Raw genomic sequence first — 25,100 nt, 5'->3', positions numbered from 1 at the left:
GGCATAGTTCCTAGATTGAGGTGGTTCATTTCATGCGCGCGGAGTCGTTCGGATTCCAGGCTTTCGTCCTGAGTGGTGGTGCTCGGTGAGCGGGGATCAGTTGTCCGCATTGGACCGCCGGCGCGAGCTCCTGCGCAAACGGCTTGCCGAAAGTGGCGTGGAGGCGAAAGCCGCCACTGACACGGCCCCCCGGGTCCCGGCGGGTGAGCGGCGCGAACTCGCGCCAGGTCAGCGACGCATGTGGTTTCTGCAGACCAAAGATGAGGCTGATACCACGCTGAACGTCGGTGTCGCGCATCGGATGCGAGGCGCTCTCGACGAGATTCGGCTGCGTGATGCCTTCGCGGCCATTATCCGGCGGCACGACATCCTGCGCACTACCTATGGCGTCGACGCTGCCGGAGAGCCGTATCAGGTCTTCGCCGAGGACATCGAACTTCCGTGGACCACTGTAGATTTAGCCAATACTGAGGAGGGCGTGCGCGAGCGGGAGATTCAGGCGCTGGCGGGCCGCGAACTCGGACGCCCATTCGATCTGACGGCCGACCTGCCGCTACGGGTCACGTTGCTCCGTTTGGGTGAGCAGGAATTCGTTCTGCTGTTGGTGGTGCACCACATCAGCTTCGATGACAACTCCTGGGACGTGTTCTTCGCCGAGCTGAGCGAGTACTACAACGGCCGCCCGGTCGAGGGTGACGCTCCTCAGTTCATGGTCGTGGGGGCGGCCGCCGCCCGGTCATCGGACGCCGGCATCGACTATTGGCGCCAGTCGCTGGCGCCACTCCCGGAGCCCCTGGACCTTCCCGGCTCGTCATCGTCAAACGTGACTTCACGATCTGCGCGGCGGCGAGCGGTTCCGCTGTCCGCAGAGACGGCGGCGCGGATGGAGGAATTCGCCCGAGCGCACTCGGCAACGCCGTTCATGGTGCTGCTGGCGGCCTTCGGCACGCTTATTCATCGCTACACCGCGGCCACGGATTTCTTCATCGCTATCCCGGTAGTGGAGCGCAAGGCCAATGCGGAAAAGGCAATTGGCTATTTCGGTAACACGGTGCTGTTACGTGCCGGCGTGGACCCGAGGGCAGGTTTCGCCGCATACGTGGCCACCGTGCGCGAGGCGTGCCTGGGGGCCTTTGAGCACCAGGACATCGGAATCGACGAGGTGGTGCGCGAGGTCAATCCGAGCCGCGGCACCGGCCGCGACGGACTGGATGAGCTGGTGCGGCTCGGCTTCAGTATGCGCAAGGACCCCAACGGATATCGACTGGCAGGCGTGGAAACCACCCGCCTCGATCTCGATGCGGGTGCCGCGCAAGTGCCACTGGCTCTGGCGGTTGCGACGGACTCGACGGGCACCGTGGTTGAGATCGAATATCAGACCGATGCACTACCTCAGTGGCTGGTAGATCAGCTCCTCGCGCACTATGGGCGGCTGCTTGATGACGGCCTGACTCGCCCGGAGGAACCACTCTCACGGTTGGATCTCTTTGGCGCCGAGGAGCGCTCGGCCGTCCTGGCGCAGTCGCACGGAGCGCTGTCCGATGTTCCGCGTGGGACGCTCGTGGATCTTCTTCAGACGGCGGCTCAGGCGACACCGGATGCGTTGGCGGTGGTGTCCGATGAGGCGGAACTTACCTATGACGCGCTGCACCGTCGCGCGAACCGCCTCGCGCGGTGGCTCATCGCGCAAGGGGTGGGTACCGAGGATGTGATCGCCCTCCAAATGTCGACATCGGTCGAGTTCATTGTGGCGATGTTCGCGGTCCTCAAATCGGGCGCGGCGTACATGCCCATTGACCCTGGCCTTCCCGGCGAGCGCATCGAGTATCTGAGCGCCGATGCGAAGCCCCGGATGGTGTTGGGAGCGCGGGAGTTCCAGGCAGCGGAGGAGAACGCCGCCGCCCTTTCCGATACCGCGATTAGCGACGCGGACCGGTTGCGCCCGCTGCTGCCCGAGAACGTGGCCTACGTGATTTACACCTCTGGATCCACCGGACGACCCAAGGGTGTTGCCGTTGCGCATGTGGCGATCGCTGAGCATGTGGTCGCTTTTACGGCCGACTGGAGCATGACAGCCCAGGATCGGATGCTGCAGTCCACCTCGGTGAGCTTCGATGCCTCGCTGGCCGACATCCTGTGCCCTTTGTCTTTGGGGGCGCAGGTCGTCGTTCCCAAGCCAAATCCTTTCTCCGATATCGGGTATGTGATCGACCTGGTGCGGCGTCGGGGCGTGACGGTGCTGCACATGGTGCCGTCGCTGCTCAATTCGGTGATGTTGATGCCCGAGGCCGGTGAGTTGCGCGGGCTACGGCACATTCCCGTCGGTGGTGAAGCGCTTCCCGGCGAGGTAGCGGACAAGTTTGCCCTGATGTTCGACGTCGAACTAAGGAATCACTACGGACCCACTGAGGCCGTGGTGTGTTCGACGTATATGCCTGTTGAAGGCCCTCAGGGCAATTCGGTCGTGCCGATAGGCCTGCCGAATCGAAACGTGTACGCCTACGTGTTGGACGAGTCGCTCGAACTGGTGCCTGCCGGCGTCGTCGGTGAGTTGTATCTCGGGGGTACGCAGCTGGCCCGCGGCTATCGTGGCCGGCCGGTACTCACCGCCGAGAGGTTCGTGGCCGACCCGTTCAGTCCCGGAGGTCGGCTGTACCGCACCGGTGATCTGGTGCGCCGTAATACTTCCGGCCAACTCGAGTTTGTGGGCCGCGCCGACGAGCAGGTCAAGGTCCGCGGATTCCGCATCGAGCTCGGTGAGGTAGAGGGGGTCATCGGCGCCGATCCGCGAGTCGGTCGCTGTGTGGTCGCCGTGGTGGAGGATCCGCAGGTGGGTCCGATGCTGGCCGCCTATGTCGTGCCCGCCGCCGATGGACCCAACGCGGAGATCGACCTGGACGAATTGCGCGCTCGCGCTCAGGAACTGCTGCCGGGGTACATGGTGCCCAGCGCATTCGCGGTCATTCCCGAGATTCCGCTGACCACCAGCGGCAAGCTGGACAAGCGGGCGCTACCCACCCCGGATGCGATGGCGGCGAGGGCATTTCGGGCCCCGACGACGCCAACCGAACGTCGAATGTGCGCGATCTTCGCCAATTTGTTCGGGCGTGACGCGGTCAGCGTTGATGATTCGTTCTTCGAACTGGGTGGCCATTCGCTGCTGGCCGCGCGCCTCGTCGCGCAGATCCGCGCTCAGTTCGGCATCGACTTGACGGTGCGCACGGTCTTCGACAGTCCCACTCCGGCGGGACTTGCCGAGCAGCTTGTCACGTACTTCCGCGAGGAGTTCGAGATCGAGCTCGATGAGCTGGACCTCGATGATTCCGATGAGATGGAGGTCGCTCCTCAGGACGGTCGTCCGGATCTCGTCGAAACCGCCCGTCCGGAGCGTCTGCCGCTCTCCTCGTCCCAGCTGTCCATGTGGTTCGAGTGCCAGATGGAGGGTGTTACCGATATTGGCAACATGTGGCTGGCGTTGCGTTTCGACGGTCCCTTGCAGACAACCGCGCTTATTGCGGCCCTCAATGACCTGGTCGCCCGTCACGAGACGTTACGCACCAATTTCGCGATCCATGAGGGCGGGCCCTACCAGATCGTGCATCCGTCGCGGGAGCTGTCGGTCCCGATCCTCCGGACCGATCCGGAAAACCTTGCGGACACCCTGGCCGAGCTGCGACACCACATATTCGGGCTGGAATCGGAGTCGCTGTTCCGTCCCTCCATTGTCGAGCTGGGTGCCGAGGAGCACGTGCTGGCCCTGGCGGTGCACCACTTGGTGGTGGACCACGTCTCGTTCACCGTGATCGTCGATGATTTGGTGGCCGCGTACCGCGCCCGTATCGCGGGACAGGCGCCACAGTGGGATCCGCACCCGGTGCAATATGCGGACTATGTCTTGTGGCAGCGCAACGCCTTCGGCGCCGGCAGCGAGTTCGGGCAGGCGGAGGTCGCATACTGGCGTGAGCTGTTGGCCGGCGTGCCCGTCGAGATTGCGGTGGCACACGATCGCGCTCGGCCGCAGATTCTCGGAAAGCGTGGTGAGGTTGAGAGATTCACCGTGCCGCCCGAGCGCAGGCAGGCACTGACTCGGATGGCCGAGCAGCATGGTGTCACCGAATTCATGGTCTACCAAGCGGCACTGGCCGCCGTTCTGCATCGGCTCGGCGGTGGCACGGACATCGTCATCGGTAGCCCGGTTGCCGCCCGAGTACACCCGAATGTCGCGAATCTTGTTGGACTGTTTGCCAATATGGTGGCGCTGCGGAACGACTTGTCCGCGGACCCGACCCTGCGCGAGGTACTGAAACGTAGCCGTGATGCCACGCTCAACGCACATGCACACCAGGAACTGCCCATCGAGAAACTGGTGGAGGCCGTCAATCCGCCGCGTTCGCTCTCCTGGAATCCTCTGTTTCAGACCATGGTCAATTTTCGTGGTGCGGATTGGGGTACGGAGGCACGAGATCTGACAGGCTCTGGCGGGACTTCTTTGGTACCGCTGCCGATGGAGGTGGACGTCTCCTATTTGGATCTGAACTTCGCGCTAAACGTCACCCCCTCGGGCGGGCTCGATGTGTCGGTGGTGGCCAACGCCGATCTGTATGACCCCGACACCACCCGGCTGATCGCACGTGCGCTGGATGCGGCGTTCGACGCGTTCGCCAAGGACCAGGACCTACGGGTTTCCGAGATCGTGCTGCTACCGGCGGATGCGATGGAGCGGCTGTTGGCTCCGCCGGCCGCCGCACACGAACGTGTCGCGGCGCCAGTGAATGAGGGGTCTGAGGGGACCACGCTCGCACTCATCGCCATCCTGGAGGAGCTGCTGGAGATCAGCGATATCGATCCCGAGGACAACTTCTTTGCTCTTGGCGGCGACAGCGTCATCTCCATCCAATGGTCGACCCGTGCTGCCGAACGTGGCCTGGCGATGACCCCGCAAATGGTGTTCGAATGCGCGACGATCTCCCAGCTGGCGGGAGCTGTCGATTCCGCTGACTCGGTGGCGGCAGAGGATAATTCGGGTACCGAAAGGCCGACAGAGCCCAGCGCTCCGATGAGTGCTTCTGGCCTAAGTGCCGAGGCGCTCGCTGAGCTCACCGCATCGTGGCAGGCGCAGTCGTGACGGGTACCGAACAGCAGCCTCAGATCGAGGACGTGCTGGCGCTGAGTCCCCTACAGGAAGGCTTCTTTGCGCTATCCCAGCTCGCCGACGAGAGCGTCGATCTGTACAGCATGCAGTTCGTCGCCGATATCGAAGGCGGCCTCGACGTCGATCTGTTGCACCGCAGTGCTCAGGCACTCCTGACTCGGCACCCCAATCTGCGTGCCGCCTTCTGGGACCGCGGGCTGCCCAAACCCGTGCAGATCGTGCCTACTCACGCGGACATTCCGTGGGAGGAACGTGAGGCACAGCCAACGGAATTCGACGATGTCGCGCTGAGCGAGCGGCGCCGCCCATTCGATCTGGGCAAGGGTCCCGCGATCCGCATCGTGTTACTCACCGTCCCCGGCCAATCGCGGCACCGGATGATCGTCACCACCCACCACATCCTCATGGATGGCTGGGCGATCGCCATCTTCTTCAGCGAGCTTCTCGCCGTCTATCAGGCCAACGGGTCTGCCGATGGACTGCCGGCGGTGCGGCCCTACCGCGATTACATCGCATGGCTCAACGCGCAGGACGACGCCGCCGCGACCGAGCGATGGATGCGCTACCTGAGCACCGTCTCCGGGCCGCTCATGCTTGCCGACGGCGTTGTCGCCGCACACGACAGCGTGCCCCAGAAATCGCAATTCCTTTTGACCGCAGAGGAAACCGCGCGGCTTCGCCAGTGGGCAGCCGTGAACGGGCTCACCCTCAACACCGTGACGGCGTTCGCGTGGGCGCTCGTGCTCGGCAGGCTGACCGATCGCACGGATGTGGTGTTCGGCACCATCGTGTCCGGGCGGCCCAAGGAACTACCCGATGTCGAGCGGATGGTCGGGCTCTTTATCAACTCGGTGCCGATGGTGCATCACGTCGACTACTCGACGTCGGTAGTTGAGCAGTGTGCGCAATTGCAGCGCGAGGCCGCGGCGATGCGCGATATTGGGTACCTGAGCCTGTCCGCGCTGCAGCGCGCGGAGGGCAGTGCCGCGTTGTTCGACACCCTGTTCGTCTTCGAGAACGCCCCGATAGGCGATGCGGCTCAGGCCGTCGAGATGGCAGACGGCACTCGCTTCCGTCCGGTTGAGATGGAAAGTCTGGCCCACTATCCGCTCACCGTGGTGTCGCACATGCATGGAGATTCGCTGCTGGTGCTCATTGAAGCAATTCCGGAGGCGTTACCGCATGTTTCGGGCGCCAGCATCGGCGAGCGCCTTGTCTCGGTGTTACGTCAGCTGCCGGAGATCGGTGACCGGACACCGGATGCGCTCGATGTGCTGACTGCTCGTGAGCGCGCGGAAATCGTCGTGACGCCGTCGGCGGCCGATCCGTCGGTTGCTTCGGTGTGGGAGCTGTTCGCGGCGCAGGCGGCCGAGAACCCCGACGGAATCGCGCTTACTGTGCAGTCGGCGGGGGCCGACACGCGCTACACCTACGCGCAGTTGCACGCCAACGCGAGCCGGTTGGCGGCGGAACTGGTTGCCCACGATATCGGTCCGGAAAACACTGTGGCACTGGCACTCCCGCGATCTACTGATGCCATCGTCGCTATTCTGGCGGTCCTGGCAGCGGGCGCGGCATATGTTCCGGTGGACATCGGGTTGCCGAGGGCGCGCATCGAATCGATTCTGCGTCAGTCTGATCCGAAACTCATCGTCACGGTCGGCGAACATCGGGATATCGCCGACGGGCGTTATCCCGTTCTGGTGCTCGACGAGCCGGCGAGCATCGAGCGGATCTCCGCGCGCCCCGTCGCTGCGCCTGTGGTCGATCGGCACCGTGAGCAGAGTGCCTACTTCATCTTCACTTCCGGTTCGACCGGTGAGCCCAAGGGGGTCATCGGCACGCACGGTGCGCTGATGAGTTACTTTGCCGACCATCGTGATCGGGTGTATCGACCGGCTACCGCGCGGCTCGGGCGCACATTGCGGATCGCCCATGCATGGTCGTTGAGCTTCGACGCCTCCTGGCAGCCGATGATCGGTCTGCTGGACGGGCACACCGTGCACCTGTTCGACGCCGAGGCCATGCGGGATGCGCATCGGCTGGTGCGGGGCATGGCCGCGCACGGTATTGACATGATCGACACCACGCCGTCGATGCTGGCTCAGTTGTCCGCCGCGGGACTGCTCGACCGGGAGCTTCCGGTGCTGGCCCTTGGTGGCGAGGCTATCGAGACGGCATTGTGGAACCGGCTGCGTTCGTTGAGCGGTACCGCCGTCTACAACTGTTACGGCCCCACCGAGACGACTGTCGAAGCTGTTGTGGCAGCGGTGAAGGACTATCCGGAGCCCACCATCGGCACGCCCAATCAGGGAATGGCCGGGTACGTTCTCGATTCGCGGTTGCGGCCGGTGCCGGACGGTACCGTGGGCGAGTTGTATCTCGCCGGTGCACAGCTGGCCCGCGGATACGCGGGCAGGCCCGCGGTGACGGCGGGCGCTTTTGTCGCGGATCCGCAGCAACCGGGTCAGCGCATGTACCGGACGGGCGACCTGGTGCGCCGTGTGCCCCACGGAGGCTTCGCGTATCTGGGCCGTGCTGACTCTCAGGTGAAGATCCGCGGTTATCGGGTCGAGGTCGGTGAGATCGAATCCGCGCTGCGTCTACAACCGGGTGTGCAAACCGCCGCGGTGACTGTGGTGCGCCGTGCGGGCGGTGCCACTCTCGTGGGTTTTGTTGTCTCGGAAGAGGAGGCAGCCGAATTCGACTCTGCTCGGACCCTGTTCGGCCTCGCCGATCGGCTGCCGTCTTACATGATGCCGTCGCGTCTGGTTGTGCTTGAGCGGCTGCCCGTCACGGTAAACGGCAAGCTGGACGGCGATGTGCTGGAGCGGCTCGCGCTGGACGCCCTGTCCGGAGGCGCCGCCGAGGGTGTGGCGGCGCAGCCAGGCAGCACCACCGAATGTGCACTGTGTGAGTGCTGTGCCGAACTGTTCGACGGCACCGCTCCGGGTATCGACGAAGACTTCTTTTCCCTTGGAGTGGACAGCATCGTCGCGATTTCACTGGTGAACAAGGCGCGTAAGCGCGATCTGGTGATTACCCCGCGCATGGTGTTGGCCGCGCCGACGATCCGGCAGCTCGCGGCCCTCATAGACGAACGAGCCGGTCGCGCCGAGGGCCTGGATTCGATTGCGGGAGAAGCGGACTACGGCGAGGTTCCGCCACTGCCGGTGGTGTCGTGGATGTACGAAAGCGAAATCTACCGACGGCTCTCGTTGTCGGTGCTTGTCCGGCTGCCCGAGGGCATCGATGGTCCACGGATTGAGCAGATGCTCCAGCTGCTTCTCGACGGATTCGCCATGTTGCGGTCGACGCTGGTGGATACCCCTGATGGGCCTCGGGTGGTCACCCGTGAACCTGGGGTGGTGCGCGCCGAAAGTGTGCTCAGCCACGTGGAGCTGCCCACGGGAGAAGCCACCCACGCCGCGATTACCACTGCGGCACGAAAGGCCTTTGACGCCCTGGACCCGTCATCGGGTGCCATGATGCGGGCAACCTGGCTCACAGACGCCGAGGCGGGCGACGCCCTGCTGCTGACCGTCCATCATCTGGCGATGGACGTGGTGTCCTGGCACATTGTGCTGGGCTACCTTGCGGATGCGTGGCACGCGGTGGAATCCGGCGGAGTGCCCAAGGCGCCCATGGAGTTCACCTCGTATCGGCGGTGGAGCCAGCTGATGCAGCAGCGCGCCTCCAGCGAGGACGTGTCACGTCAGCGGGACTATTGGGCCACACAGGTCTCTGGTGCCGATCCGGAGCTGGGGTCGCGGCACGCTGACCCGGTCCGAGACACCTGGGGAACCTTGCAAACCACCGCGGTACCGACACCTGTCGATATCACCGCCCGGCTGCTGGCGTCGCTGAACAAGCCCGAAGGTGTCTACGGGTTCCTGCTGGCGGCGCTGGCGGTCACGGTGGCCAGCTGGCGTGCGCAGCGCGGACAAGACCCTGCCGCAGGCACTCTGGTCTCGCTGGAGGGCCACGGCAGAGACGACGCGGAGCTCGACACGGACACCAGCGGCACCGTTGGCTGGTTCACCACGGTCTATCCGGTACGCGTGGCCGCCGGCGAGACGGCGATAGACATTGATCAGGTGGAGAACGACAGCCAGGCGGCCGGTCGGCTCTTGGCCACGGTCGCCGCGCATCTCAGCGAGATTCCGCATCAGGGGCTGGATTACGGTTTGCTTCGCTATGCGGAGCGCCGTGAGGAGCTGGCTTCGGCGCGGGACCCGCAGATCCAGTTCAACTATGTGGGCCGTATGGATATCAGTGGTATTGACGATCAGCCATGGTCGCTCATCACGGATTCGCGAAGTCTCGCCGTGCCTCCGGACTCCGAACCGGATCTGCCGTTGCGATTCGCCATCAACATCGGTTCGGCGGTGATGACGACTACCGAAGGACCGCAGTTGGTCACCAACTGGCAATGGAGCTCAAACCTTTTCACCTCGGCGGATGCCGAGCGGCTGGCGTGGCTGTGGCAACGGAGCGTTGCCGCGCTGGCTCGGGCACTTGACGGATAGCGACAGGAAGACAGCACGGATGGAATCAATCAGCAAGGACGAGATTAAGGCGACCGTCGGCGACCTCATTGGGCTCACCCCCCGGGAGATCTCGGACGCCGCCGACCTCATCACGCTTGGGCTGGACTCGATCCGCATGATGACCCTGGCAGGTGGATGGCGCAAGCGGGGGAGCCGCATCACCTTCGCGCAGCTCGCCGCCGAGCCGTCGGTCGAGTCCTGGCACGCGCTATTGGGCGATGGCGCGGAGTCGGCCCCGGACGTTCGTGCCGACGTCGCGGCCGCCGGCACCCCGGCGGACACGGACGACGCGGCGGAGGATGCGCCCTACCCGCTGGCCACTATGCAGCACGCCTACTGGATCGGTCGTTCGGAAGATCAGGAGCTCGGTGGCGTCGCCGCACACCTGTATGTCGAGTTCGACGGTGGAGCAATCGATCCCGAGCGGCTGAGGCTGGCGGTGGAACGGCTGGTGGCGGCACATCCGATGCTGCGCACCAGGTTTCTGCCTGATGGCACCCAGCAGACCTTGTCGGCTCCGGAGCGTGATGTGTTCAGCGTGGTGGACCTGCGGGGACGTGCGGACAAGGAAATCGAGGCGGCACTGACCGGGCTCCGTGAACGCAAGACGCATCAGCGCCTGGCGATCGAGGACGGCCAGGTGCTCGATGTCACGCTGACCCTGCGCGACGAGCAGCGCAGCCGCCTGCATCTGGATGTCGACATGCTGGCCGGGGACGCGATGAGCTACCGAGTGCTGGTGTCCGATCTGGCTGCGCTGTATCACGGTGCCGCGCAACCAGAGTTGGGATACACCTACCGGCGGTATCGCACCGAGCAGCGCGGTGATGAGTCGGCGCGCGAGCGTGATCGGAAATGGTGGAGCGAGCGGCTGGACGACCTGCCGGGTGCGCCGGAGCTGCCGACCGTACCGGTGAGTGAACGCGCCGAACCACACCGCACCGTCCGATACGACTACTGGCTGGAACCGCAGGCCAAGCAGCAGTTGCTGGCGGCCGCGCATCAGCGTGGCATCACCCCCGCGATGGCGATGGCCGCGGTCTTCGCGGAGACGATCGGAGGGTGGTCCGCGCAAAGCCGTTTCCTGCTGAACGTCCCGCTGTTCCATCGTGAATCGGTGCATCCCGATATCGACCGGGTGATCGGTGACTTCACCTCCTCGATCATGCTCGACGTCGATCTCACCGATCAGATGTCGGTGGCCGACCGGGCCCGGGCCTTGCAACGCAGCATGTACGAGAGCGGGGCTCATTCGGCGTATCCCGGGCTGAATGTGCTCCGCGATCTCGGTAGGCACCGCGGTGAGCCGGTGTTGGCGCCGGTTGTCTACACCAGCGCGCTGAATCTGGGGGAGTTGTTCGCCTCGTCGGTCATGGACACCTTTGGCGAACCGGTCTGGATCATTTCCCAAGGGCCGCAGGTGCTGTTGGACGCGCAGGTCACTGAGGTGCGCGGTGGCCTGCTGCTCAACTGGGATGTGCGTGAATCGGCTTTCCCCGAGGGCATGGTCGACACCATGTTCGCGCGCTACACCGATGCGGTGGCTGCACTGTGTGTCGGAGACGACGGCTGGAATGCCGATGCGGCCGTTCGGCTTCCGGCCTCGCAAGCCGATGTCAGGCGAACCGTCAATGCGACCGACGGCCCGGTGAGCGGCCGATGCCTGCATGAAGGATTCTTCGATTTCGCGAAGACGCACCCCGGCGCATCCGCGGTGGTGTGGGGCTTCGGTGGCGAGGACGGGGTATGGACGTATGGCGACCTCGCCGCGCAGGCCCTGGCGGTGGCCGGTGCGCTGCGGGCCCGGGGCGTACAGCCCGGCGATGCGGTGGCGGTGCAGCTGCCCAAGGGGCGCGATCAGATTCTCGCCGTGCTCGGTGTGCTCGCCGCCGGGGCGACGTACATCCCCATCGGATTTGACCAGCCCGCCCGTCGCCGGGCCAGCATCCTCGAAACCGGTGGAGTTGCGATGGCGATAACCGTCTCGGACGCTGACATTCCGGTGCCGTCGGTGTCCATCGATACCGCTCGGCACCACAGCGAGCCGTTGGCTGCGCCAGTCATTCCACCGACCGACACGATCGCGTATGTGATCTTCACGTCTGGCTCGACGGGCACTCCCAAGGGTGTGGACGTGCTGCACCGCGGGGCGATGAACACCATCGATGCCGTCAATGAATGGTTCGATGTCGGGCCGACCGACAGGGTGCTGGCGCTGTCGGCGCTGGAGTTCGACGCTTCCGTGTATGACATCTTCGGAATGTTCTCGGTCGGCGGATCGCTGGTCGCAGTCGATGTCGAGCAGCGCGCCGAGGCCACCACGTGGGTGGATCTGCTACGGCGCCATAAGGTTTCGATTCTCAACTGTGTGCCGAGCATGCTGGACATGATCCTGGAAATCGGCGGTAACGGCCTGGGTGACTCGCTGCGGGCGGTCACCCTGGGCGGTGACTGGGTGGGCGCTGACCTGGCGACCCGCCTGGCCGCGCAGGTCCCGGGCTGCAGGTTCTCCGGCTTGGGCGGAGCCACCGAGACATCCATTCACAACACCATCTGTGAGGTGGTGGGAGACCCGCCCGCGCGCTGGGCGACGGTGCCTTTCGGTGTGCCGCTGCGCAACGTCCGATGCCGGGTGGTGTCACCCGCAGGTCGCGACTGCCCGGACTGGGTGCCCGGTGAATTCTGGGTGGGTGGTGCCAATGTCGCGGCCGGATATCGCAATGACCCCGAACGCACCGCAGAACGATTCGTCGAGTACGACGGACTGCGCTGGTATCGGACGGGAGACATGGCCAGGTACTGGCCGGACGGAACCATCGAATTCCTCGGCCGCGCAGACCATCAGGTGCAGATCCGTGGTTATCGCGTGGAGCTGGGCGAGGTGGAAAGTGCGCTGCGGATGGTGCCCGGTGTGCGCCATGCCGTCGCTGCCATTGTCGGCGGTGATGCGCCGATCCTCGTTGCCGCGGTGTCGGGTGCCCCGGATCAGTCGGCAGATTATGCGGCGCTGCTCGGCGATGTGGTCCCCGGTTACATGGTCCCGGCTCGCGTCGAGCTCCTGGATCAGATGCCGTTGACCCCGAACGGGAAGATCGATCGGGGGGCGGTGACCGCTCTGCTCGAAGAGGTGGCCACCGCCGGAACCGACTCGGCTCCCCGGGATGATCTCGACACAGCCCTCGCCGATCTGATGGCAGGTGTGCTGGGCGTGGAATCCATTGGGGTGTACGACGATTTCTTTGCCCAGGGTGGTGACTCGGTGCTCGCCACGACGGTCATCGCGCGAGTGCGCGACTGGCTGTCGGTCGAGCACGCACTGGTTGGCGACCTCTTTGCCACCCGTACCGTCGCCGGGCTTGCCGACCGGCTCAAGCAGCGCGAGATCGAACTCGGTACGCCGGACCGCCTGGCTGTGGTCGCGGGACACTACCTGGAGATCGCGGCGATGACCGATGAGGAGATCCTGGCCGGTACCTCCTGACCGGTCAGGAGGTCGCCGGCGTACCCAGCACCATGCTGCCCACGCTGCACTCCTGCAGCTCCGGTACGGCCGCGGCCGCGGTGAATGCCGCGGTATCGCCGAATCCCTGGGCGCAGGCGCCCAGACCCATGGCGGTGGCTGCCAGATAGATGGTCTGCATGAGCACACCGACGTGCTTGAGAATGGCCGAGTAGGCGACCTGTTCGTAGGTCCACATCACGCGACCGGCACGCGCCGCCATCACCAGCAGCACCTGTGGTTCGGCGCCACCCTCCAGTGTCGCGGAGGTCGACTTCAGCAGCTGCTTGACGGCGGTGGAGTCGACGTCGGCCACCGGCCGCAGAGCGTGCTCGAAGGAGTCGTAGTGGTACATGCCGGGTGTGAGTCCGGCGACGTTGCGCACCACCGGATAGAGCTCCAGCTCGTACACGCTGCCACCCGAAGGATACGGGCGGGATAGGAGTTCTTCGCCTTCGCTTTCCGAGCGGGCGCCACGGGTACGGGCAGTGCGGTACAGCAGCTCGGAAAGCTGTTCGATGGTAATGGGGTTGGCGTCATCGAAGGCGCGCACCGAGATCCGGTCTTCGATGACCGTGGTGAGGGTCGGATCGTCGGCGCGGAGGGCGGCCAGGTCCGGGGCGGGTAGCGCGACAGGGATTCCCGGATAGTCGGGTTTGCGCGCTGCCGGCTGCGGGAACTTGCCCTTTGCCCATTTCGTGGGGCCGAAGTGGTCCCACGTGATGGTGCGTTCGCCCAGGGTGCTGCGGCGGTGGAACCACAGGTCGGGTGCGCTCCAACTGATCGAGGTGAACTCGCGGTTCTCCTCGTCGTTGTTGGAGACGAGGAATCCGGCCCAGCGCAGATCGGCCCGAAACCGCGTGATGAATTCCTGGCTCAGGTCGGCGATGGTGCGTTCGGGGCCGTCGAGTAAGGGGAGCAGGCGCAGATCCTGGATGCGGATATCGCACCAGCTCAGCGGATTCTCCAGCACGTATCCGCGTGAATCGCGATGCAGTACCGAGAATTTCGACAGATGGACGCCCGACGGTGGGGGATCGGTGGGTTGGGAGCCGGGTACGCCGAAACATTCGATGGCATAGAGGTCGTGCCTGTCGTTACGAACCGTCAGCGACAGCCATCCGCCTTCGAGTAGCCGCGTGATGAGTGGTTCGATAGCGTCGCTATCGGCATCGGTTATCAGTTCCGGGAGCGTCGTGGGGCCGCTGTTGAGAGTCTTGAGCACGCGCCGCTGCGGCCCGGTGAGCCCGGTGAGTTTCTCGTTGCGCGGCGGGTTCAGCAGTATCGCGCCCGCGGCCGTGACGAGGCACGTTGCACCGTCGCGTAGGGCGAATCGGGTGCCAGCAGGGTAGGTGAGAGCGGACAACGGAGGCCTTCCGGACGGTATGCCGACGCCGAATGCGTATGCGTTTCACGGAGGATCATAAGGAACCCCGGTAAGGTACCCCTAACTTGGGTCCCAATTTGCTGGGCAGGTGGATTGCTACCAGTCGTCCGGATGTGCGAGCTACCTGTACCGCGATGTGATGTGCGATCAGACTGATGAGCATGCGCGCCCACCCGGCCGACGGTGCTGGATGAGGCCGAAAGTGCTCAGTACGCTGAGCATCCAGCGAATGTCCGAACGATGAGGAGTGCTTGATGAACTTCGGCGATTTCCAGCTCCAGTTCTACGCGGCGGGTGCGCTCGGCAAGGTGTCGACACTTCCCTTCACCTTTGCCGAACTGGAGAGTCGCGCGGAGCAGGCGCTGGGCGAGGGGATCTTCGGCTACGTGCGTGGTGGGGCGGGTGACGAGCACACCCAGGATGCGAATGCCGCCGCGCTGCGCCACTACGGGCTTGTGCCCCGGATGCTGCGAGACCGTACGACTCGGGACATGTCGACGTCATTCCTGGGGCGCGAGCTCACCAGTCCGGTGTTCATCTGCCCGGTCGGTGTGCTGGGTGCGGTTCGCGATCGTGGCGACCTGCTGACGGCCGCCGCCGCCCGTGAGCTTGATGTGCCGGCCATGTATTCGACGCTCTCTTCGGCCACTCTTGAGGAGGTCGCTGCGGAGCGCGGCGATTCCTACGGGATTTTCCAGCTGTACCCGTCTTCGGATGCCGAGCTGACCGACAGCTTTATCCGGCGTGCCGAGGCGGCGGGGTACGACGCGCTCGCGGTGACTCTGGACACCGGCACATTGGGCTGGCGCCCCCGCGATCTCACACACGGTTACCTGCCGATGCTGCACGGACACTGCCTGGCGAACTACACCTCAGATCCCCGCTTCCTGGAAATCGCGGGGGTACGTTCGGCCGGGGAACTGGCCCCGATGCACGCCGGTCTGGTGTGGGCGTCGCTGTTCAGCCACCCGGGGCTCACCTGGGCGGATATCGATCGGTATCGCGAACTGACCAAACTCCCGATCATCCTCAAGGGCATCTGCGATGTCGACGACGTTCGGCAAGCGGTGGATCGCGGTATCGATGCCATTGCCTATTCCAATCACGGTGGGCGGCAAGCGAATGGCGGAATTCCCGCGATCGACGGTCTTGCCGCGGCCGTCCAGGCGGCCGGTTCGGTTCCGGTGACTTTCGACTCAGGGGTCCGTGACGGCATCGACGTGTTACGTGCCGTCGCCCTCGGAGCGAGCCTGGTGGGGATCGCCCGTCCGTACGTGTATGGGCTGGCGCTGGACGGAACCAGCGGCGTCAAACACGTGATCCAGTCACTGCTGGCCGAAGCTGATCTGACCATGGCGGTGAACTGCTATCTTTCGCTCGACGAGTTGGCGGTGCAGCGGCTTTCCTGATGCGCCGTAACTGAGTGGGGGGGTCGTGATTCAGCAGTGGCCGCAAGAGCCCATCCCGTATCCGGGTTATCCGATGCCCTCGCCCAGACCGAGTCGATGGGCGACGGTGGCGATCATCGTCTCCGGGCTGATTGCCGTGGTTGCCTTGACTGGGTGCGGGTTTCTGGGGTGGAAACTGGTGGCCGATGGTGGGGCGGTTCCTGATGGGCCGGAGGGATGGCGTGTCCAGCTCAGCCGAGATCGGGAGGCGCACAAGGCCGGTCAGCAAGCGCAGGAAGCATCCACCGCGTTCGCATTGCTGATGATCAACACGGACTACCGCGATGTCGACAGAAACACGTCAGAGATACTGGAAAAGTCGACCGGTGCGTTCAAAGAGAGGTACGCGAAGTCCAGCGCTCAACTCCACCAGATTCTGGTCGACAACAAGGCGAAGTCCAGCGGCAAGGTGATCGATTCCGCGATTCACACCGAATCGGTCGACAAGGTCATCATGCTGCTCTTCATCGATCAGTCCGTGACTAACGTCGCGATACCCGACTCGCGTATTGATCGAAGCCGGGTGCGAATGACCATGGAGAAGGTCGACAGTCGTTGGCTGGCAAGCGATGTCGAGCTGATATGACCGGTTATCCCGCGCCGCCCGGTGGCCAGCTGCGAATTGTTCTCGCCAGCCTGATGATTGGCGTTGCCGTTGTCGCACTCTGCGCCTGCGGACTGCTGGCGTGGAAGCAGTTTCATGACGGTCCGATTCTTGCTGCGCAGCGGGCGAAGGCCGCGCAGGAACACGATGAGTTCAATCGTGACCGTCAGATCCGAGAATTCAGGGAGCAGGCGCGCGCTGCCGCCGAGTCGTTAACGGTCATCTTGACCTCGGTCGATTCGGGCAACGTCGATGAAAACTTCGCCCAGATCCTAGAGCGCTGTACGGGCGAGCTCAAAGACGAGTTCACGAAGGGCTCAGTGCAACTGCGACAGCTGTTGATCGACAACAAGGCCAGCGCGGTCGGCAAGGTGGTCGCCTCGGCGGTGCAATCGGATACCGCCGACCAACCTGAGAAGAGCGTCGTAATCCTGCTCGCGGTGGATCAGTCCATTGTCAATTCTGTTCGGCCCGACCCAAGGATCGACAGAAGCCGGATGAAAATGACCTTGGAGCTGGTGGACGGTCGCTGGCTCGCGAGCAAGCTGGAATACCTCTAGGGATCACCCCCCGAATCGGGGTCCGCGCCGTCGCAGGTAGCGCTCGAATTCGGCGGCCAAGGCATCGCCATCGATCTTGCTGAGAATCTCGGTGGTGTCCACCTCGGCGTCGCCGCGCTCCTCAAGCGACTGCACGTACTCGGCGATCTCCTCGTCCTCGGTGGTCATCTCGGAGACTGCCTGCTCCCACTCCTCAGCCTGCTCCGGCAGATCTCCGAGCGGTACCTCGACGTCGAGCACATCCTCGACGCGCTGCAGCAGGGCGACCGTCGCCTTCGGATTGGGGGGTTGTGACACGTAGTGCGGTACTGCGGCCCAGAACGCGACGGCGGGTATCCCGGCGTTCACGCACGCGTCCTGGAACACCCCGGCGATACCGGTAGGACCCTCGTATCGAGTCTCCTCCAGGCCGAAGAACTTGGCCGCATCGGGGGAGTAGGCGGTGCCGCTCACGGGTACCGGCCGGGTGTGCGGAGTGTCGGCCAAGAGGGCACCCAGGATCACCACGGTCGATACGTTGAGGCGATCCGCGATGGCCAGCAAGCGGTTGCAGAAGGTGCGCCAGCGCATATTCGGCTCGGCACCGTGCATCAGAACCACATCGCGCTGCGAGCCGGGAGGCGAGCAGTACGAGATGTGCATCCCGGGCCACTCCAGCTCGCGGGTGACGCCCTCGACCAGCCGCACGATGGGACGATTGACCTGGTAGTCGTAGTAGTCCTCGTCGTCAATGGTCATCAACGGGGTGGCCTGCCAGGTGGTGTCCAGATGCTCCAACGCCGCGCTGGCCGCATCACCGGCGTCGTTCCAGCCCTCGAAAGCGGCAACCACCACCGGGTCGCGCAGCACGGGTAGGCCGTTCTGGGCGGTATCCGACAGTGTCACGGTGTCAGCGTAAGCCCTGCGTGACGGGGACGAGCCGCGGCTGGCGGAGAATGGATTGGATAGCCGGATCACATTGTTGATATGACCGCCCCTGGAGAAACCGCACGACACATGAGGCGTTCGCACGACTGTCGGGTGACGACGTAGACTTCATCTGGTCGAGAGGCGTTGCAACGGTTCCGGATCACAGCCCGTGACCGCCACGCTCGGCAGAGTTAAGGACGCCTTCCGCTCTGGAAGGAATGCGCGTGACCAATCCGCAGCCGAATGTCCGGCCCGACTGCACGGACTCGCTGACTGCTGCTCTCGAACAGCGGATCCTGGTGATCGACGGCGCGATGGGCACGGCGATCCAGCGCGACAGGCCCGACGAGGCCGGATACCGCGGCGTACGGTTCGCCGACTGGCCGAGCGACCTCGTCGGCAACAACGATCTGCTCACTCTGACGCAGCCGCACATCATCGAGGGCATCCACCGTGAGTACCTCGAAGCAGGTGCGGACATCCTCGAGACCAATACGTTCAACGCGAACGCGGTGTCGCTCTCCGACTACGGCATGGAAGAGCTGAGCTACGAGCTGAACTACGCCGGTGCCGCGCTGGCGCGGGCGGCCGCCGACGAGTACAGCACCCCTGCGAAGCCCCGTTATGTCGCCGGGGCGCTGGGGCCGACCACCCGGACCGCGTCGATTTCGCCGGACGTCAACGATCCCGCGGCCCGCAACGTCTCTTACGACCAGCTGGTCGCCGCCTACCTCGAAGCGGCCAACGGCCTGGTCGACGGCGGTTCCGACATCATCCTCGTGGAGACCATCTTCGACTCGCTGAACGCCAAAGCGGCGGTCTTCGCCGTAGAGACGCTGTTTGAGCAGCGTGGGAGGCGCTGGCCGATCATCATCTCGGGCACTATCACCGACGCGTCCGGGCGGACGTTGTCCGGCCAGGTCACCGAGGCATTCTGGAACGCGATTCGGCACGCCAAGCCCATCGCGGTGGGCCTTAACTGCGCCCTGGGCGCCCCGGAGATGCGGCCCTACATCGCCGAGATGTCGCGCATTGCCGACACTTTCGTCTCCTGCTATCCGAACGCAGGTTTGCCCAACGCCTTCGGCGAGTACGACGAGTCCCCTGAGCACCAGGCCGGCTACCTTGCCGAGTTCGCCGAGGCTGGACTGGTCAACCTGGTTGGTGGGTGCTGCGGGACCGCGCCCGCACATATCGCGGAGATCGCCAAGGTTGTCGACGGTGTGGCACCGAGGCGGATGGCGCACGTGCCGGTGGCGACTCGCCTGTCCGGACTGGAGCCCCTCAACATCACCGACGACTCGCTGTTCGTGAACATCGGTGAGCGCACCAACATCACCGGTTCGGCCCGGTTCCGCAACCTAATCAAGGCCGAGGACTATGACACCGCGCTGTCGGTCGCGCTACAGCAGGTCGAGGTCGGCGCGCAGATTATCGACATCAACATGGACGAGGGCATGATCGACGGCGTCGCCGCGATGGACCGGTTCACCAAGCTGATCGCGGCGGAACCCGACATCAGCCGCGTCCCGGTGATGATCGACTCCTCCAAGTGGGAGGTCATCGAGGCGGGCCTGAAGAACGTGCAGGGCAAGCCGATCGTCAACTCGATCTCCATGAAGGAGGGCGAGGAGAAGTTCATCCGCGAGGCGCAGCTGTGCCGCAAGTACGGTGCCGCCGTTGTGGTGATGGCCTTCGATGAGAAGGGTCAGGCTGACAATCTGGAACGGCGCAAGGAGATCTGCGGACGCGCCTACCGGATCTTGACCGAAGAGGTCGGCTTCCCGGCCGAGGACATCATCTTCGACCCCAACTGCTTCGCGCTGGCGACCGGTATCGAAGAGCACGCAACGTACGGGATCGACTTCATCGAGGCCTGCGCCTGGATCAAGGAGAACCTGCCCGGGGTACACATCTCCGGCGGTATCTCGAACGTGTCGTTCTCGTTCCGCGGCAATAACCCCGTCCGCGAGGCGATTCACGCGGTGTTCCTGTTCCACGCCATCAAGGCCGGCCTGGACATGGGCATCGTCAACGCCGGCGCGTTGGTGCCGTATGACTCGATCGACCCCGACCTGCGGGAAAGAATCGAGGACGTCGTGCTGAACCGGCGCGCGGATGCGGCCGAACGACTCCTGGAGATCGCCGAACGGTTCAACAGCACGGAGAACTCGGGCGGAGGAGACGATCGAGCTGTTCAAGAGTGGCGCAGTCTGCCTGTGCGCGAACGGATTACGCACGCACTGGTCAAGGGAATCGACGCCCATGTCGACGACGACACCGAGGAATTGCGCGCCGAGATCGCCGACGCCGGGGGGCGCCCCATCGAGGTGATCGAGGGCCCGCTGATGGACGGCATGAACGTCGTCGGCGACCTGTTCGGCGCGGGCAAGATGTTCTTGCCCCAGGTCGTGAAGTCGGCGCGGGTGATGAAGAAGGCCGTCGCGTACCTGCTGCCGTACATCGAGAAGGAAAAGGAAGAGTCCGGCGTCGCCGCGTCCAAGGACACCAACGGCACCATCATCATGGCGACCGTGAAGGGTGACGTTCACGACATCGGTAAGAACATCGTCGGGGTTGTGTTGCAGTGCAACAACTTCGAGGTAATCGATCTCGGGGTCATGGTGCCCGCCGAGAAAATCCTCGCTGCAGCAGAGGAATACGACGCGGACATCATCGGGTTGTCCGGCCTGATCACTCCGTCGCTGGACGAGATGGTCAACTTCGCCGTCGAGATGGAGCGCAGGGGGCTTCAGATTCCGCTGCTGATCGGCGGCGCGACCACCTCCCGCGCCCACACGGCGGTGAAGGTGGCGCCGCGTCGCAGCGGTCCGGTCGTGTGGGTCAAGGACGCGTCTCGCTCGGTGCCGGTCGCCGCCGCACTCCTCGACGACAAGCAGCGGCCGGGGCTACTGGAGGCCACCGAGAAGGACTACGCATCGCTTCGCGAACGGCATGCGCAGAAGAACGAGCGGCCGAAGCTGACGCTGGAGAAGGCCCGAGCCAACCGGACACCGATCGAGTGGGACGGATACACGCCGCCCGTGCCCGCCCAGGGCCTCGGCGTGCGGGAGTTTCTGGACTACGACATCGCGGAGTTGCGGGAGTACATCGACTGGCAGCCGTTCTTCAACGCCTGGGAGATGAAGGGCCGGTTCCCCGACATCCTGAACAACCCGGCCACCGGTGAGGCCGCGCGCAAGCTGTATGACGACGCCCAGCAGATGCTCGACACCCTGATCAAGGAGAAGTGGCTGACGGCCAACGGGGTGATCGGCTTCTTCCCCGCGAATGCGGTCGGCCCAGGTTTTGAAGACATCGAGGTCTACACCGACGACTCCCGCACCGAGGTGCTGACCACGTTGTACAACCTGCGCCAGCAGGGCGAGCATCGCGACGGCATCCCGAACCGCTCGCTGGGCGACTACATCGCCCCCCGAGAAACTGGGCACCGGGACTACGTCGGTGCCTTCGCAGTCACGTCGGGGCTCGGCAGCCAGGACAAGATCACGGAGTTCAAGGCTGACCTGGACGACTACAGCGCGATCCTGCTGGAGTCGATCGCGGACCGGCTGGCCGAGGCCTTCGCCGAGCGGATGCATCAGCGGGTGCGCAAGGAGTTCTGGGGTTTCCAGCCCGACGAGCAGCTGGACAACGAGGCGCTCATCGGCGAGAAGTACCGCGGAATCCGTCCGGCGCCCGGTTACCCGGCCTGCCCGGAGCACACCGAGAAGACGACGCTGTTCGACCTGATGGACGTCACGAAGCGGACCGGTATCGAGCTGACCGAATCGATGGCGATGTGGCCCGGCGCCGCCGTCAGCGGCTGGTATTTCTCGCACCCCCAGTCGCAGTACTTCGTGGTGGGCCGCTTGGCCCAGGATCAGGTCGCCGACTACGCCAAGCGCAAGGGCTGGACGCTACAGGAAGCGGAGCGCTGGCTCGGCCCGAACCTCGGCTATAACCCTGAGGACTGAGCACCAGCGTCATGGGCAGCGGGTGACCTCTGACAGAATTGGCCGCATGCGCGCGGTGCTGTGGGACATGGACGGCACGCTCATCGACTCGGAGAAGCTCTGGGATATCTCGATGGCCGAAACGTGCCGCAGGCTGGGCGGTGAGATGACCCCCGAACTGCGTACCGCGCTGCTCGGCGGCTCCGCCGAGGCCACGATGCAGATGATGTTCGCAGCGTTCGGGCTGGAGCCGGACCCCGAGTTGATGGCCAGCGAGAATGACTGGCTGCACGAGTACACCGGCGAGCTCTTTGAAACCGATTTGACCTGGTGTGATGGTGCGCAGGACATGCTGGCGCAGCTCGCCGCCGAGCAGGTGCCCATGGCGCTGGTCACCAACACCATCAGATCGCTCACCAACCAGGCGCTCAAGACCATTGGTACACAGTGGTTTTCTGGAACTGTCTGCGGTGACGAGGTGGTACGTACCAAACCGGCTCCGGACCCGTACTTGCGGGCTGCGGCGCTGCTGGGCGTGGATCCGTCCGATTGCGTGGCCATCGAGGACTCGGCGACCGGCGCCGCCGCGGCCGAGGCGGCGGGTTGTGTGGTGCTGGTGGTGCCCAACCATATCGAGGTGCCCGGCACTGATCGGCGCAGGCGTGCCCCCACGTTGTCGGGGCTGTCTCCGGAGGACTTGCGCCGTGCCCACGCTGACGTCCTGACGGCGACCGCCGGCAAACCCATATGACTCACCGGGGCCGGTCGTGACAGAATCGCCACCCGTGAAGACCTTCGAGGAGCTGTTCGCCGAGCTCAGTGACCGCGCCAGAACCCGGCCCGAGGGAAGTGGGACCGTCGCTGCCCTCGATGCGGGCGTGCACACCCTGGGCAAGAAACTGCTCGAAGAGGCGGGCGAGGTATGGCTGGCCGCCGAGCATGAGAGCGACGAATCGCTCGCCGAAGAAGTCAGCCAGCTGTTCTATTGGGCGCAGGTGCTGCTGATTGCCCGCGGTCTCACGCTCGATGACGTCTACCGGAAGCTCTGACATGACCAGTGCGAATGGAGCGTTGCGTGTCGCCGTCCCCAACAAGGGGGCGCTCAGCGAGGCCGCGTCGGAGATTCTTTCCGAGGCCGGCTACCGGCGGCGCGGAGACGCCAAGGACCTCACGGTGCTCGATCCGCAGAACGACGTCGAGTTCTTCTTCCTGAGGCCCAAGGACATAGCGATCTACGTCGGCTCCGGCGAGCTGGATCTTGGTATCACCGGCCGCGACCTGATGATGGACTCCGATGCGCCGGTGACCGAGCGGCTCGCTCTGGGATTCGGTGGATCGACGTTCCGCTACGCCGCGCCCGCCGGACGAGACTGGACGATTTACGACATCGCGGGGAAGCGGATCGCCACCGCCTATCCGAATTTGGTCCGAAAGGATCTGGCCACCAAGGGAATCGAGGCCGATGTCATTCGGCTGGACGGTGCTGTCGAGATATCCATCCAGCTTGGCGTGGCCGATGTGATCGCCGATATCGTCGGTACCGGACGAACCCTGCGCCAGCACGGACTGGTGGCCTTCGGTGAGTCGCTGTGCGATTCGGAGGCGGTGCTGATCGAGCGGGAGAACGCCGATCCGGCAACGGAAACGGCTCGCGCACAGCTGACGACGCGCATCCAGGGTGTGGTATTTGGCCAGCTGTATTTGATGCTCGACTATGACTGCCCGCGCGCGGTTCTGGACGAGGCACTCAAGGTGACGCCCGGCCTGGAATCTCCGACGCTGGCCCCGCTGGCCGACGAGAAGTGGGTGGCGGTGCGTGCCCTGGCCCCGCGCAAGGGCGTCAACACCACCATGGATGCGCTGGCCGCGATCGGTGCGAAGGCCATCCTGGCCTCTGAAGTCAGGTTCTTCCGGGCCTAGATTCCCGGGCTTTCCCCGGATTCCTTCGCGAGTAGCCGCAGCTCGGCCTAGCATGACCGTATGGCGCTGCACGTCCTCGTCTACAGCGATGACATCACGGTCCGGCGCAAGGTAATTCAGGGAATTGGCACACGGCCGGATTCCGCACTGCCGCCACTGGAGTTTGTCGAGGTGGCCACCGGGCCCATGGTCATCGAACGCCTGGCCGCGGGCGGTATCGACCTGGCGATCCTCGACGGTGAGGCGACGCCGTTCGGCGGGATGGGCGTGGCCAAGCAGGTGAAGGACGAGGTCGACGCGCCGCCTCCGATCGTGGTGCTGACCGGACGTCCGCAAGACAGCTGGCTGGCGAGCTGGTCCCGCGCGGAGGGCGTGGTACCGCGTCCGATCGACCCGATGCGATTGACCGCGACGGTGATCGAGCTGCTTGGTTCTGCCAACGTGACACACCGCTGACATCAGCCGTCGCAGGCGCTTCGGCTCAAGTACTTAATTGCGCAAAACACCGTCAAACGGTGGCATGGATCAGGCGCCAACCGATAGTGTGTTTGTTAGGTCACATCTGTACTGGTCGGCAGCCCTCGACCACACACAGCAATGACGCGGCAATGTTGCCGATCCAGCACAGGGACCCGATCGATCGATTCGGGAGGCTGTTCTGCCATGGATGCATATGTACCGATCTTGGTACTCGGCGCCATTGCGGTGGCCTTTGCCGTTTTCTCCATTGGGATTTCGTCATTCGTCGGTCCGCGCCGATACAACCGCGCGAAGCTTGAGGCGTATGAATGCGGTATCGAGCCCACCCAGCACTCGATGGGCCGTGACCATCACGGTGCCGCCGCTGGTGGACACCGGGTGCCCGTGAAGTACTACCTCACCGCGATGTTGTTCATCATCTTCGATATCGAGATCGTCTTCTTGTATCCGTGGGCCGTCCACTTCGAGGCCCTCGGAGTGTTCGGACTGCTCGCAATGGCCCTGTTCATCGTCAACGTGTCGGTGGCGTACGCCTACGAATGGAGGCGCGGTGGCCTGAGCTGGGATTAGCCCCTGTGCGATCGGTGGGGCGGCGCGGAAGTCCTTGCAACATCACGAATAAGCACACCTTTCGG

14 protein-coding genes are annotated in these 25,100 nt (G+C 64.5%); 12 read left to right on the top strand and 2 right to left on the bottom strand.

The features are described 5' to 3' along the window. Positions 1–85: 85 nt before the first annotated feature. Genes B4400_RS17295 through B4400_RS17285 form a run of 3 tightly spaced genes read left to right on the top strand, consistent with a single transcriptional unit; the run spans position 86 to position 13,183 of the window. Entirely contained in the window at positions 86–5,125 is a 5,040-nt protein-coding gene (locus B4400_RS17295; protein ID WP_078311766.1) for a non-ribosomal peptide synthetase, read from the top strand. Then, entirely contained in the window at positions 5,122–9,681 is a 4,560-nt protein-coding gene (locus tag B4400_RS17290; RefSeq protein ID WP_078311765.1) for a non-ribosomal peptide synthetase, read from the top strand. The genes B4400_RS17295 and B4400_RS17290 overlap by 4 nt, the downstream gene beginning before the upstream one ends. A 19-nt stretch (positions 9,682–9,700) precedes the next feature. Then, positions 9,701–13,183, top strand: coding sequence for a non-ribosomal peptide synthetase (locus B4400_RS17285; RefSeq protein WP_078311764.1), 3,483 nt, complete (start codon positions 9,701–9,703; stop codon positions 13,181–13,183). Positions 13,184–13,187: 4 nt separating this feature from the next. Here the strand turns inward: B4400_RS17285 and B4400_RS17280 are convergent, their stop codons facing one another. Beyond that, positions 13,188–14,567, bottom strand: coding sequence for a SagB family peptide dehydrogenase (locus B4400_RS17280; RefSeq protein ID WP_078311763.1), 1,380 nt, complete (start codon positions 14,565–14,567; stop codon positions 13,188–13,190). A 275-nt stretch (positions 14,568–14,842) separates the two neighbouring features. Between B4400_RS17280 and B4400_RS17275 the strand changes: the two genes are divergently transcribed. Genes B4400_RS17275 through B4400_RS25060 form a run of 3 tightly spaced genes read left to right on the top strand, consistent with a single transcriptional unit; the run spans position 14,843 to position 17,200 of the window. Continuing rightward, entirely contained in the window at positions 14,843–15,997 is a 1,155-nt protein-coding gene (locus B4400_RS17275; RefSeq protein ID WP_078311762.1) for an alpha-hydroxy-acid oxidizing protein, read from the top strand. A gap of 25 nt (positions 15,998–16,022) precedes the next feature. Continuing rightward, positions 16,023–16,622: an Rv1363c family protein gene (locus tag B4400_RS17270; RefSeq protein ID WP_139360310.1), complete on the top strand. Its 600-nt coding sequence runs from the start codon at positions 16,023–16,025 to the stop codon at positions 16,620–16,622. Next, entirely contained in the window at positions 16,619–17,200 is a 582-nt protein-coding gene (locus tag B4400_RS25060; RefSeq protein WP_078311760.1) for an Rv1363c family protein, read from the top strand. Before B4400_RS17270 ends, B4400_RS25060 begins: the two co-directional genes overlap by 4 nt. A gap of 3 nt (positions 17,201–17,203) precedes the next feature. Here the strand turns inward: B4400_RS25060 and B4400_RS17260 are convergent, their stop codons facing one another. Beyond that, on the bottom strand, positions 17,204–18,085 hold the full coding sequence (locus B4400_RS17260; RefSeq protein WP_078311846.1) for a PAC2 family protein: 882 nt from the start codon (positions 18,083–18,085) through the stop codon (positions 17,204–17,206). 242 nt (positions 18,086–18,327) lie between these two features. Between B4400_RS17260 and metH the strand changes: the two genes are divergently transcribed. The 6 genes from metH (at position 18,328) to B4400_RS17230 (ending at position 25,035) form a co-directional block, all read left to right on the top strand. Next, positions 18,328–22,086, top strand: coding sequence for a methionine synthase (gene metH / locus B4400_RS17255; RefSeq protein WP_078311759.1), 3,759 nt, complete (start codon positions 18,328–18,330; stop codon positions 22,084–22,086). Between the two features lie 46 nt (positions 22,087–22,132). Further along, entirely contained in the window at positions 22,133–22,816 is a 684-nt protein-coding gene (locus B4400_RS17250; protein ID WP_078311758.1) for an HAD family hydrolase, read from the top strand. A 16-nt stretch (positions 22,817–22,832) separates the two neighbouring features. Further along, positions 22,833–23,114 carry a phosphoribosyl-ATP diphosphatase gene (locus B4400_RS17245; RefSeq protein ID WP_170915039.1) on the top strand — a complete coding sequence of 94 codons (282 nt, stop codon included), beginning with the start codon at positions 22,833–22,835 and terminating at the stop codon, positions 23,112–23,114. 1 nt (position 23,115) lies between these two features. Then, positions 23,116–23,985: an ATP phosphoribosyltransferase gene (hisG, locus tag B4400_RS17240; protein WP_078311756.1), complete on the top strand. Its 870-nt coding sequence runs from the start codon at positions 23,116–23,118 to the stop codon at positions 23,983–23,985. A gap of 60 nt (positions 23,986–24,045) precedes the next feature. After that, the gene (locus B4400_RS17235; RefSeq protein ID WP_078311755.1) at positions 24,046–24,441 is read left to right on the top strand and encodes a response regulator; all 396 of its coding nucleotides are present in this window, start codon (positions 24,046–24,048) and stop codon (positions 24,439–24,441) included. Positions 24,442–24,648: 207 nt separating this feature from the next. Then, positions 24,649–25,035, top strand: a complete 387-nt coding sequence (locus tag B4400_RS17230) for an NADH-quinone oxidoreductase subunit A (RefSeq protein WP_078301967.1) — start codon at positions 24,649–24,651, stop codon at positions 25,033–25,035. Positions 25,036–25,100: the final 65 nt, after the last annotated feature.

This window comes from Mycobacterium sp. D16Q13 (genome assembly GCF_002013375.1).
In the GTDB taxonomy this organism is placed as follows: domain Bacteria; phylum Actinomycetota; class Actinomycetes; order Mycobacteriales; family Mycobacteriaceae; genus Mycobacterium.
This window is presented reverse-complemented; position numbering and strand designations above follow the sequence as displayed.